The sequence below is a fragment of the Parabacteroides sp. merdae-related_45_40 genome (assembly GCF_001915675.1).
Window position 1 is genome coordinate 32,660 of the sequence record NZ_MNQY01000051.1, and the last position, 12,937, is coordinate 45,596.

Below are 12,937 nucleotides of genomic sequence, written 5' to 3' on the forward strand. Positions count from 1 at the left end.
TTGTGATTTGTGATTTATGAATTATCTGTTAATTGTCTATTGTCAATAGACGAGACATTCTTTATATAAACGGATTGTTTCCTTCAGCCCGTAATAGAGAGCATCGCTGATCAAAGCATGACCGATGGAAACTTCATCCAGTCCCGGGATGTTTTGATGGAAATAAGCCAGGTTTTCCAAACTCAGGTCATGACCGGCATTTACGCCTAATCCTAAGTTTTTGGCAAGTCCGGCGGCAGAGATGAAAGGAGCGATTGCTTCTTCGCGGTTTACAGGGTAGAGGGTCGCATAAGGTTCCGTGTATAACTCGATGCGGTCGGTTCCTGTCTTGGCAGCCAGTTCGATATTCTCAAGATCCGTTCCGACGAATATGGAAGTACGGATACCGTGTGAGGTAAAAGTTTCGACTAACTCGCTCAACTGGTCGAAATGGGCTTTCACGTCCCAACCCGCATTTGATGTGATGGCATCGGGAGCATCCGGCACTAGTGTCACCTGCGTCGGTTTTACTTTCAGAACCAGGTCTATAAACTTCTCGCAAGGATAACCTTCTATGTTAAACTCTGTTTTTATTTCCGGTTTCAAGGCATACACATCGCTGTATCGGATATGACGTTCGTCCGGTCTGGGATGAACGGTAATCCCTTGTGCACCGAAAGTTTCACAGTCTAATGCTACTTTTAATACGTTTGGTACATTGCCACCGCGTGCGTTGCGAATGGTTGCGACCTTGTTAATGTTTACACTTAAATTTGTCATCGTATATCGTTATATCTTTTTTCTTTCATTACATTTGCACAAAAGTATCGGCAAATTTAGCAGTATTTAGGGAATATACAGAAGAATGTTGGTGAAAGATTTCATAACGAAGGAACTTCCGGTGTTAAAAAGTTTTGACACTGGGGAATACGCATTAGCCTTGATGGATGATTTTAAGTTAAAGCATCTGCCATTGTTAAGCGAAAACATATATCGGTGTCTGGTTTCGGAAAAAGACCTGTTGGCGATGCCTGATCCAACTGCTATTATCGGTGATCCGGTTCTGTTTTCACCGAGTGTTCAAGAAGATACCCATATCTATGAGGCGTTGGCACTGGTCACCCGCTATCAGTTGAGCCTCCTTCCGGTCGTAAGTACGGAGGGAGAATATCGCGGGGTCATTACGCACGATAAACTGATCGATATCCTGTCCGAGCTTTGCAATGCCGATACGGCCGGAAGTGTTTTTGTGCTGGAAGTGATGCCGCAGGATTATTCGATGACGGATATCGCCCGTTTGATCGAGGCGAATAATGCGCATATCTTGAGCCTGCTTTCCTATACGGATAAGACAACCGGACGATTGCATCTGATTATCAAAATAGATCTGGAAGATGTCTCTCCTGTGATCCGTAGTTTTGAGCGTTTTAATTATACTGTCCTCTATTATTTCATGGAAAAAGGAATGGTGGACGACCTGTTGCAGCAGCGGATGGAAGAATTGGTCCGTTATATGAACATATAAACAATTGACAATTGATAATTGACAATTAGAAAAATACGAATCGGGGATGAAGAAGGTTGGAATATTTGGCAGTGAGTATCAGGCGGACAAGCAACTTGTGATTAAGCGTTTATTTGAAAAACTGGCTTCTTTGGAGGCTGAGGTTTTCGTGGACCGTGACTTTTATCTCTTCCTTACGGATGCATTGAACTATGAACCGCCGGTATCGGGCATCTTGACAAGCGACGAGTTTGATTTGGATGTGGCGTTGAGTCTGGGAGGAGACGGGACATTCCTGCGTACTGCCGCCAGGGTGAATAAGCAGGACATCCCCATTTTGGGCATCAATACCGGCCGCCTCGGTTTTCTGGCGGATGTGGCGAGCAATGATATTGAAGATACACTGGACGAATTATTTAAAAACTACTATAAGACGGAAGAACGTACTTTATTGCGCCTTCATACGGAAGACCGGGTGTTTCACGGCTATAATTATGCCTTGAATGAGATTGCGATCCTGAAGCGGGACACCTCTTCCATGGTTACGATCCATACGGCGCTTAACGGGGAATATCTGACGTCTTATCAGGCTGATGGTTTAGTCATTTCTACACCGACAGGTTCGACGGCCTATTCGATGAGTGTGAACGGTCCGATTATCATTCCGCAAAGTAAGAATTTGGTGTTGAGTCCGGTCGCACCTCATTCGTTGAATGTCCGTCCGTTGGTAATTCCGGATTCCTTTACGATCACCCTGGGAGTGGAAAGCCGGAACAAATATTTTCTGATCGCCCTTGATGGGCGTTCCGAGATATTCCCGACCGGCATACAGCTGCGGGTGAGTAAAGCCGATTATACGACCAAGGTGATCAAACGATATAACCATACTTTTTATCAGACTCTCCGTGAAAAACTCATGTGGGGAGCCGATACGAGGATGAAATAGGCCTTCCTCTCCCTTGTGTTATCGTGTGTCCGATACCCCGTTTGTTGCTAGCGGAAGCGTGAACCAGAATGTGGAACCTTTTCCTAAAGTGGAGCAGACGCCGATATTACCACCTAGTTTTTCTATGATGCTTTTACTGATGGATAGCCCGAGACCCGTTCCTTGCTTGTGGGCATTCAGTTTGACAAAACGGTCGAATATGTTTTTGCATGCTTCTTCGCTGATTCCGATGCCGGTATCTGTTACGGATACATATATCTTATTTTCTTCCAATCGGTAATCCAGTTTGATTTCGCCATTGGATGTGAATTTGATTGCATTGGTCAGGAAATTGGAGATTACCTGTGTGAGCCGTTTCGGATCGGAGTTAAGTTTGACGGAGGGTAAGTCCCGGTTGAAAGAGAAGTGTACATGATCCGGTATTTTTAAGGTATGGACGGCATAGATCTCCTCGCAAATTTCTTTGAAGTCGAACTTCTTCAGATGAATGTCGAATGTGCCGGCTTCTATTTTTGAGAAATCGAGAATATCGTTGATCAGCTGTAAGAGCAGGTCGCTGTTCTTGTTCAGCCGCACGCAGTTTCTCCCGTATATTTATTTCATTCGTGATATCGATCAAATTGCCTTCTTCGTTGTATAGCTCGATACCTATCGGAAGCTTCTGGTAAATATTTTCCAGGTTCAGCTCTTTTTTCAAAGGGTTGTGTGTAGGAAAATGAGGCATATCCGTTTTTTGCATATGATGTCTATTGTGTTGCATATAAAACATTAATCTATTGCATATAAGATTCTAACGCCAATTTCAAAACAGATCTGTTTTTTCTTTTGTTCCGTCTCTTGTGATCTTTTGTATATTTCGTTTATTGGTTTGTTTATTTATGATAAAAGTTATGATAATCATGTGATTTCGTAAAAACATTGTAAAATTAGGGAATATAAATGGATTGTTATTCTTGATACTCGGATAAAGTTATGCGAATATGCTGTTTTTGTATACAAAGCCGGAACTGGAGGTTCTCGAAGAAGCTAAATGTGTATCTAAAATTATGTTTTGTAGCATGATTTTGTTAAACATGGTTAAGTAAATGAATTTTCCAAGTAAAAATGTATGCTACATAACATAAAGTTCATATATTTGCACTGTGTTTTTCATGGTATTAGATTTAAGGTTAACAATGAAGATTGGCTGTCCGTGAGGATAGCCTTTTTTTGTTTTGCTATTTTGGGTATATAATATTTTTTTAGCGTAGGTTCTTTGTTAAGAGATAGGAACTTTATATAGATGTTTTAAAATGGTCGAATGAAATATTCGGATAATCAAATGTTATTGGAATATGTAAAAGGGAGGGTTGTTTTTTGTTTCTATATTTTTGAAGATAAGTGGGTTGTTTAAAATTGAATAATGTTGCATTCTTGAATGAATGTATTACTTTTGTGCTGTAAATTTAAAAAAGACAAAAGTATGAAGAAAGGTAGATTTTCATTGTTAGGCATTGTTGCTTTGTTTTTAGGTCTGATATTGGTTAGTTGTAGTGACGATGATGATCAGGGAGGAGTAATTGATACAGGTATACACAAAATTGTAGTGGAACAATCTGGTGATATAGACGCGTTTGAATTAGGACTTGTTTTTGGGGCGGTTAATACGACTAGTGGGCCTACGAAATTGTATGATGAGGACGGTAAGTATTTAGGAGAATCGCACTCAGTAACAAGAATGGAAGATGCTAAGGTTTCCTGTCAGACAGGGGATGATGCTTTCTTTATGACTTGTGCAGGTTCTGTAACAAGTACTTCAGATGTATCAGGTAAAAAACTGAAGGTGCTGGTTACTGCTTATATAGATGGAAAAGAAGTAAACCAATTGGTGAAAGAATATGAAACTAAAGGTGAGATATTGATAGAAAATTTTAGTGTATCGACAACTGCAAAGTAAATAAGGAGTATTATTGATACTGTTTTAATAAGAAATCAAAAAAGGCTGTCTAAATTAGGATAGCCTTTTTTGTTTGTATTTGAATATTAAAGATTAATGCAAAAAATGATATTGCTGCTGTTGGATATTTATTTTTATTGATGGTTAAGACTTGCCGTGATTAGTAAGAAAAGATTGTTTATTGTTTTTTTTATGCTTATGTTTGCAACTTTAATAGTATTTATCAATTCAATAATTTTGCGAAATATGAGACAGCTTAAAATCATACTATTATTAGTAGCCTTTTCTTGTTCCGTATTTGCACAGGATAGGTTATCTCTGTTTATAAGCAGGGCAAATAAATATGCCTCAGTGGAGCTATCAGATTATCGAAAGCGTTTATGTGTAGAATATAATATGTCCAATAATTCATTGGATGATTATTACAGGCGGTGCGGAAGAAATTGGGGGAATGTCGGTTTGGCTCTTGAAATAGCCAGAACTTCCGGTAGGCATATGCGGGATGTTTGTGATTATTATAAACGTTATCATCGACATGGTTGGGATCGCGTATTGATAGAGATAGGTATAAGACCGGGATCAACATGTTACAAGCCTTTTTATGACAGGATTCATTATCATAGTAACTGTTGGCATGAACATTATTGCTCGTATTGTGATCATCACGATAAACACCATTATAAGCATCATAAAAAACATAAACACCACAAACATCATAAACATCATAAACATCATAAATGGCACGATGGCTATGACGATGATGATTGGGATGACGATGATGATTAACATTTATAGATATAAAAGTATATTGAAATGAGAAAGATTTTAATTTTTTTTAGGACTATTGTTTGTTATGTTGAGTAACATTTATGCTCAAAAAGGCAGACAAGCGATTGGATTCGGATTGAGTTATGGGACAGAAATTGAAAGTATTGGTTTAGGGTTGAAATACCAATATAACATAACTAACCCCATACGTCTCGAACCGTCTTTGAATTATTTTATAGAAAATGACAATGTTAGTATGTTGGACGTGAATATGAATCTTCATTACTTATGTCCTGTGGGGAGGAGTGTCAAATTATATCCTTTATTTGGTTTTACATTTTCCAATTGGATGTTTGATTTGGGCGATGGATTTGATATAGATGTGGATGGAGATCATATTCATATTGACAAGGACGATGACCATCATAATGAATGTAGAGTAGGAGTGAATATTGGTGGTGGAGCCGATTTTGTGTTGACAAGTAATTGGATTATGAATTTCGAATTGCGATATCAGTTAGTTAGTGATTTTGATCAAGCTGTTTTTAATTTGGGATTTGCTTATCGATTTTAATTTACTCCTTAATTAAGGAACTATAAAAGGAAATTTGTCAGAATTCACAGGATGCGATTCCGGATCAAGCCCAAATCGCATCCAATATTCTTTCTTTCACCTGCGAGATGAAATCTATTTATGAATAAAAACCGTATCTTTGCGCAGAATTATATGTCGATATCCAAAAATAAGATATGAAGAGAGTTTTCTGCCCCAAGTGTGATAATCAGTTAGCGTTTGACGAAACGAAATATCCGGAAGGTAAAGTATTGGCGTTCGTATGCCCGCAATGTGGTTCTCAGTTTAAGATCAAGTTAGGACGAAAAATAGTCCGTACCGAATCGGGACAGGAAAAAGAGGTGAAGGAACCTGACTTCTCCTGCGGCTATATTACGGTAATCGAAAATGTCTTTGGATTCAAACAGGAACTTCCACTTGTAATGGGTGATAACGTGATCGGCCGCCGCAATAAAGATACTGACGGAGTCGATGTCCCCATCATCACGAGCGATCCTAGCATGGGGCGTAAACATTGTGTGATCAATGTGAAAGAAGATAAGGAAGGAAAGCTCATTTATACATTGCGCGATTTCCCGAGTCTTACCGGAACATTTCTGTGCAGCGTACTTGTCGGAAAGAAAGAACAGGTGCGGGTTGGAGAAGGCGCCATTGTAACGATCGGTGCTACCACCTTTATTCTTCATGTACCGGGAGGGGAGGAAGAGTAGCCTTTTCTATTTGAACTTAGATACTGTCCGGAGTGAAACTGACCTCTACATCAAGGCGATAAGGGAGATAGGGAAATTGGCGTAGGTTTCGGGAGAGATGGATGCAAAAATCCTTTTCGACTCCGGGGGCAGTAAACTAAGCTAAAGAATCATTATTCATGCTTTTGTATTCGACTTCGAATATAAAACAACTCATATCGGGTTTGGCTCACGCCCTTTTACATAAAGAACTACAAATATACTAAACGAAAGTTTCATAAATTATGGTCAAATAGACCTTAAAAGGCTATCAGTTAGTCTGTAATCTTGGCGTTGTATTAAAATGTAAGTGTTAAATCGGATATTTCGAACAATCTTTCTGACAGATCTCTTTTTTATATGTACTTTTGTAATCGAAAGAGGCAATGAGGTTAATTAATGGAACAGAACAAGGTACAGGCCACTACGGGGATCACTTTCCGTATACTGGTCGCTTTGAGCATATGTCACTGCTTGAATGACACATTACAGTCCGTTATCTCGGCTGTTTATCCACTATTTAAGGAAGATTTAGGGTTGAGCTTTGCCCAGATCGGGTTGATAACGCTTGTCTACCAGTCGGCTGCATCCGTATGTCAGCCGTTGACTGGACTTTTTTTTGACAAATGGCCCTCGGCATGGTCGTTGCCGACAGGGATGAGTTTTACGCTTGTGGGGTTGTTGAGCTTGGCTTTTGCCAATACGCTGCCATTAGTCCTTTGTTCGGTGGCATTGGTAGGGATCGGCTCGTCGGTCTTCCATCCGGAGGCCTCCCGGTTGACTTCACTCGCATCGGGTGGAAAGCGAGGATTGGCGCAATCGTTGTTCCAGGTCGGAGGAAACTTGGGAGGATCGTTGGGACCGTTGCTTGCAGCCGTTTTTGTCGCCCCCTACGGGCGGAGGCATATCGCCTTGTTTACGATCCTGGCTTTTACTGCGATTATGGTGATGATCCCTGTTGGGCATTGGTATAAAAGTTTCCTGCTCCGGTTGAGGAAAGCGGAAGGAGAAACGCTTAAGACGAGTGTCAGCAGACCACTCCCGATGGGAAAGACCGTATTCTCGATAGCGATCCTGTTGATCCTAATCTTCTCCAAATATATTTATATGGCGAGTTTGAATAGCTATTACACCTTTTACCTGATTCATAAGTTCGGGGTCAGTGTGCAAGCTTCTCAACTTTATCTCTTTGTTTTCCTGATTGCGACGGCAATTGGAACGCTGTTAGGCGGACCGATCGGTGACCGGGTAGGACGGAAGTACGTGATCTGGGCTTCTATCTTAGGTGCAGCCCCGTTTACACTAATCATGCCTCACGTGGAAAACCTATATCTGACGACGGTTCTCAGCTTCTGTGTCGGCTTGACCTTGTCGTCGGCTTTCCCGGCTATTCTAGTGTATGCACAGGAATTATTACCGTATAAATTAGGTCTGATCTCCGGTCTTTTTTTCGGTTTTGCCTTTGGGGTAGCGGGGATTGCATCGGCTGTGTTGGGGAATATGGCTGATCGGTATGGCATAGAGGCGGTTTATAACGTATGTGGCTATATGCCCCTTATCGGATTGGTCACGTGGTTCTTGCCTGACCTTAAGAAGAAACGGTAGTAGCTGGGGAACAATAAAGGCGATCGCCTTGTTATAAGTCATAAAATTCGCACAAACTAAATTTAGACACATTTATGATTTGTAACTTTACTCACTTCAGCATCGCCCTGCTGTGGTTTCTTCCTGTCTTTTCCTCTGCCCAGACAGAGCCGATGGATTTGTCGCTGGAGCAATCTCTTACGCTCTTGCGAAGCGAGAACAAAAGCCTCAGGATTGCCGGGAAGGAAGTGGAGCTGGCGAAGAATGAACATCAGAAGCTCAATGCTTTTTGGTATCCCACTATCAGTGCTGCGGGAGCTTATGTGCATATGTCGAACCCGATCGAGGTACGCCAATCCCTGAACCAGTTCACCGATCCGGCGAAAGAATATGTCCATTCCATCCTGCCCAACGACCAGTTTATCTCATCACTTCTCGATAAGATTGGACAAAACACATTGACGTTGCCGCTCATCTCGCAAAATATCACGTCGATCGATGCAAACTTGACCTGGCCCATTTTTACTGGCGGCAAGCGCATTTATGCTGGCAAGATCGGCAAGAAACTTGTCTCCGTTGCCGAAGTCAACCGCGAACAGGTAAGCGCGAACCAACAGGCTTTGCTGATCGAAAGTTATTTTGGCTTACGTCTCGGCCAGCGGGTTGTCGAGGTCAAGACGGAAACTTACAACTCCCTGAAAATCCATTATGACCAGGCTTTGAAGTTAGAGCAACAAGGGATGATCAACCGGGCTGAGCGTCTTGTAGCCCAGGTAAGCATGGAAGAGGCGAAGCGCGAACTCGAATCCGCCCGGAAAGACCTCGAAGTCGCCAGTCAGGCACTCAAGAGCCTGATCAACATAGGAGAAGAACAGGTGATCCGCACGACGACTTCCCTTTTTATCAACGAGAGTATCCCCTCGGCCAACTATTTCAAGGAGATGATCCCTTTTAATAATTACTTGGTCAACCAACTGAAGTTACAGGAAAATATCGCCGGCGACCAGTTGAAGATCGGTCGTTCAGGTTATCTCCCCAATATCGCCCTGATCGGCAAGCAGACTCTCTATGCGGATGGAGTCGACAAATATCTCATGCCGCGCACGATGATCGGGGTTGGCTTTACCTGGAACATTTTCGACGGACTCGACCGGGAAAAACGTATCCGGCAGGCGCGTCTGACCAGTCAGTCGCTAGCCATCGGGAAAGAGAAAGCCGTGACCGATTTGCAGGTAGGAGTCGATAAGTTCTACTCCCAGATGCAGAATGCGATGGACAATGTCAAAGCGTTAAATACTACGCTTGAGATGAGCAACGAACTGGTTCGTATCCGCGAGAAATCCTTCAAGGAAGGAATGGCGACCTCGTCGGATGTGGTAGACGCTGAGGTGGTGCTCTCGAAGGTGAAGACCGCCTTCTTGCTCGCCTACTACCAATACGATGTGGCGCTTGCCAATCTCCTGTCCATTTGTGGTATTCCCGAGGCTTTCCACCAATACCGGATGGACGGTAAAACAGAGATCTTATAAACATAAAACCGTATAATCATGGACAAATCGAAGAAATATCTGGCGATCTCCTTTATAGTAGTGCTGATCGCCGTAATTATCCTGTCTTTCGTGGGTATGTTCTTGTTGAAGGATAAACCTGTGATCTTGCAGGGACAAATCGAAGCAACCGAGATACGTATCTCCGGAAAACTGCCTGGCCGTATCGATACATTCCTAGTAAAGGAAGGACAGAATGTAAAGGCCGGAGACACCCTTGTTGTCATCAACAGCCCTGAAGCGCTTGCTAAATACCAGCAAGTGAACGCTCTCGAAAGTATCGCCCGTTTCCAAAACCAGAAGGTAGACGGGGGAACGCGCAAGCAGATCATTGCCACTGTCCAGCAGCTCTGGAACAAATCGAAGTCGGATCTCGAACTGGCAAAGACCACCTACAACCGTATTGAAGTCCTGTATAGGGACAGCGTTGTTTCTTCGCAACGGCGAGACGAAGTGAAAGCTTTATATGATGCTGCCGTAGCCGGTGAACGGGCGGCCTGGAACCAATACCAGATGGCGCTTGACGGCGCCCAAATACAGGATAGAGAGAGTGCCCGCTCTTTGGTGAACGCAGCTAAAGGCACGGTCGAAGAGGTTGCAGCCCTCTTGCAGGACGCCCGCTTGACAGCCCCGGAATCCGGCCAGATATCGACAATCTTCCCGAAAAGGGGAGAGCTGGTAGGAGCAGGGATGCCTATCATGAACTTGATCGTGCTTGACGACGTGCATATCGTACTGAATGTCCGTGAAGACCGCCTGCCGTTCTTTCCGATGGGAGGGACGTTTGTTGCCGATATCCCGGCTATTGACAAGAAGAACATCGAATTCAAGATCAATTATGTCAGCCCCTTAGGTAGTTTTGCTACTTGGAAATCGACTAAGCAGACGGGCAGCTACGATCTTCGTACGTTCGAGGTACATGCTCTGCCTGTAAGAAAGGTGGAAGGGCTGCGCCCCGGAATGTCGGTATTGGTTGAATTGACAATGGATAATTGATAATGAACAATTTTAAGAATAGTGTGATGAATTGTCAATTTGTTCGGGTTTTTCGAAGAGAACTTGTACGGATGGTCTCGAGACGTCTCTATTTCGGGGTGTGCGTCGTGCTGCCGCTGTTCTGTATCTTCTTCATGTCCACGATCTTCGGAAACGGACAGATGGAGAACATACCCGTCGGTGTCGTCGATGAAGACAATACCTCCATGTCGAGGGAAGTCGTGCGGACTGTCGAAGCCGTTCCCACTTTCAAGGTTACACACCGCTATGTCGACGAGACGGCAGCCCGTCGTGCTACCCAATCGAAAGAGATATACGGCTACCTCGTGATCCCCACCGGCTTCACGGCTGATGCTATAGCCGGACGGCAGGCGACGCTTGCCTACTACTACCACTATGCTCTTCTGAGCGTAGGCGGTGAGGTGCGCGGCGCTTTCGAAGCCGTCCTTCGTCAACTTTCGATGGCTCCGGTCGTAATGCAAGCCACCGCCTTGGGTATCGGAGAGGAGCGGGTTGCCACCTTTCTGCTCCCCGTCAAGGCGAGTAGTCATCCTCTGTTCAATCCCGATCTGGACTATTCGGTCTACTTGAGCAATCCTTTCTTCTTTATCCTTTTCCAGGTCATTATCCTGCTGACAACGGTCTATGTTATTGGTGGTGAGGTCAAGTTCGGGACAGGGGCGGAGTGGCTCTCAACAGCAGGCGGCAATATCATGACGGCGGTAGTGGGAAAGCTGTTGCCCTATACCGTTATCTTTAGCCTGATGAGCATATTGGCGAACTACGTCATGTTCGGCCTTATGCACATACCGTTCTCATGCGGTTTCTGGCCGCTCAACCTAACGGCGATCTTGTTTGTCGTCTCGACACAAGCGTTGGCGGTCTTCATCTTTTCCGTTTTTCCCGTGCTTAGTATCATTATCAGTATCGTGTCGATGGTCGGTTCGCTCGGTGCAACGCTGTCAGGGGTGACTTTTCCCGTGCCCTCGATGTACGCTCCGGTGCATTATGCCTCCTACTTGTTCCCTGTTCGCCACTTCACTGAGATATATCAGAACTTGCTTTATGGGGATTACGGCTTTGCTTGGACTTGGATGAATTACGTTGCGCTGCTCTGCTTCCTTCTTCCTGCGCTGCTGATGTTGCCTCGTCTGAAGAAAGTGATTGTGAACGAAGAGATGTGGAGGCATCTCGTCTCTTAAAAAAGAAATATGAATATGAAGGTAATATCTGTTATACACGATGAGTTCAAGACGATTGCCGGCAGCTATGCCATCCTGCTTGTACTGATGGGCGGCATCTTTGTTTACGGCTTGCTCTACAATTATATGTACGCTCCCGACTTGGTCTGTAAAGTTCCGGTTGCCGTTGTCGATCATTCTCATAGTGAACTGAGCCGCCACTATGTCCGCCTGCTTGACGCTACCCCGCAGGTCAATGTCGTGACTACGGCTACCGGTTATCCGGAAGCCCAGGATATGATGAAATCGGGCAGGGTGGCTGGTATTCTCTATCTGCCGGATGACTTCGAAGATCGTGTTGCCCGTGGTGAAGAGTCTGTTTTCATCATGTACGAGACGACAAGTGCTTTCCTTTACTACCTTGCCATGCAGGAAGCTTCGGCCGCCTCCATGTTGGCGCTGAACGATGACTACCGGCCGGAGATGTTGGTATTCCTGCCTAAGGAGGCTACCACGAAGCTAGCCTCTGCCCAGGCAGTCGAGGTGGTCGGGACTGCCCTCTACAACCCGACTGAGGGTTATGGAACTTACCTGATTCCTTCGGTTCTGGTCGTGATCATCTTCCAGACGTTGATGATGGTGATCGCTATGATTAGTGGCGACGAACGGCATAGCGGCTTGATTGTCCGTTTTGCCGGCAATCCTGTGAACCTCTCTTTGGAACGGATGGCGCAGGTTGTGATTGGCAAGACATTTGTCTATGGTATGTTGTATGCGGTTTTCGCTTTGTTCCTATTAGGGTTGATCCCCTTGATGTTTGGCCTCCCAGATATCGGCAACCCGCTGTATGTCATTATGCTGATGATTCCTTTCTTGTTGGCGACTAGTTTTTTCGGGCTTACGGCGTCCCTGTTCTTTACGGACTCCGATGCGCCGCTTCTGATGATCGCCTTCTTCTCTGTCGGCCTCATCTTTCTTTCCGGTGTCTCATACCCGATGGAACTGATGCCTTGGTATTGGAAATTGGTGCATTATCTCATCCCGGCAGCCCCGGCGACAATGGCCTATGTCAAGCTGAACTCGATGGGGGCTTCGATGAGCGAGATACAACCCGAATATATTACCTTGTGGGTACAGTGCATATTTTATTTTGTGACGGCATGTTTGGTTTATAGGTATAATATCCGGAAAGCG

Annotated in this window: 12 protein-coding genes and 1 pseudogene; 11 read left to right on the forward strand and 2 right to left on the reverse strand. The window is 44.3% G+C overall.

The window, feature by feature from the left end; all coding sequences use genetic code 11:
* Window positions 1–42: 42 nt before the first annotated feature.
* Window positions 43–759: a pyridoxine 5'-phosphate synthase gene (locus BHV83_RS08600; RefSeq protein ID WP_022322842.1), complete on the reverse strand. Its 717-nt coding sequence runs from the start codon at window positions 757–759 to the stop codon at window positions 43–45.
* A gap of 85 nt (window positions 760–844) precedes the next feature.
* On the opposite strand from BHV83_RS08600, the gene BHV83_RS08605 reads away from it, so the two are divergent.
* Together BHV83_RS08605 and BHV83_RS08610 are read left to right on the forward strand one after the other, a co-directional pair.
* Window positions 845–1,504: a CBS domain-containing protein gene (locus BHV83_RS08605; protein ID WP_119215693.1), complete on the forward strand. Its 660-nt coding sequence runs from the start codon at window positions 845–847 to the stop codon at window positions 1,502–1,504.
* 46 nt (window positions 1,505–1,550) lie between these two features.
* Entirely contained in the window at window positions 1,551–2,429 is an 879-nt protein-coding gene (locus BHV83_RS08610) for an NAD kinase (protein ID WP_005640113.1), read from the forward strand.
* An 18-nt stretch (window positions 2,430–2,447) separates the two neighbouring features.
* Here the strand turns inward: BHV83_RS08610 and BHV83_RS08615 are convergent.
* Window positions 2,448–2,999, reverse strand: a pseudogene (locus tag BHV83_RS08615) (sensor histidine kinase); the annotation flags it as partial.
* Between the two features lie 892 nt (window positions 3,000–3,891).
* Here BHV83_RS08615 and BHV83_RS08620 point away from each other — a divergent pair.
* From BHV83_RS08620 to BHV83_RS08660, 9 genes are all read left to right on the forward strand, one after another.
* Window positions 3,892–4,365: a DUF4425 family protein gene (locus BHV83_RS08620; RefSeq protein ID WP_005650338.1), complete on the forward strand. Its 474-nt coding sequence runs from the start codon at window positions 3,892–3,894 to the stop codon at window positions 4,363–4,365.
* Between the two features lie 246 nt (window positions 4,366–4,611).
* Window positions 4,612–5,151, forward strand: a complete 540-nt coding sequence (locus BHV83_RS08625; RefSeq protein ID WP_195286595.1) for a hypothetical protein — start codon at window positions 4,612–4,614, stop codon at window positions 5,149–5,151.
* A gap of 67 nt (window positions 5,152–5,218) precedes the next feature.
* Entirely contained in the window at window positions 5,219–5,707 is a 489-nt protein-coding gene (locus BHV83_RS08630; RefSeq protein WP_286757391.1) for an outer membrane beta-barrel protein, read from the forward strand.
* A gap of 176 nt (window positions 5,708–5,883) precedes the next feature.
* Window positions 5,884–6,417: an FHA domain-containing protein gene (locus BHV83_RS08635; RefSeq protein ID WP_005640122.1), complete on the forward strand. Its 534-nt coding sequence runs from the start codon at window positions 5,884–5,886 to the stop codon at window positions 6,415–6,417.
* A gap of 417 nt (window positions 6,418–6,834) precedes the next feature.
* The gene (locus BHV83_RS08640) at window positions 6,835–8,040 is read left to right on the forward strand and encodes an MFS transporter (RefSeq protein ID WP_046451403.1); all 1,206 of its coding nucleotides are present in this window, start codon (window positions 6,835–6,837) and stop codon (window positions 8,038–8,040) included.
* 74 nt (window positions 8,041–8,114) lie between these two features.
* Window positions 8,115–9,548 carry a TolC family protein gene (locus tag BHV83_RS08645; protein WP_122205991.1) on the forward strand — a complete coding sequence of 478 codons (1,434 nt, stop codon included), beginning with the start codon at window positions 8,115–8,117 and terminating at the stop codon, window positions 9,546–9,548.
* 18 nt (window positions 9,549–9,566) lie between these two features.
* Window positions 9,567–10,562, forward strand: coding sequence for an HlyD family secretion protein (locus BHV83_RS08650; RefSeq protein ID WP_022322839.1), 996 nt, complete (start codon window positions 9,567–9,569; stop codon window positions 10,560–10,562).
* Between the two features lie 2 nt (window positions 10,563–10,564).
* Entirely contained in the window at window positions 10,565–11,764 is a 1,200-nt protein-coding gene (locus BHV83_RS08655) for an ABC transporter permease (protein ID WP_122205992.1), read from the forward strand.
* Window positions 11,765–11,773: 9 nt separating this feature from the next.
* On the forward strand, window positions 11,774–12,937 hold a 1,164-nt coding region (locus BHV83_RS08660), incomplete at its 3' end, for an ABC transporter permease (RefSeq protein ID WP_286757396.1).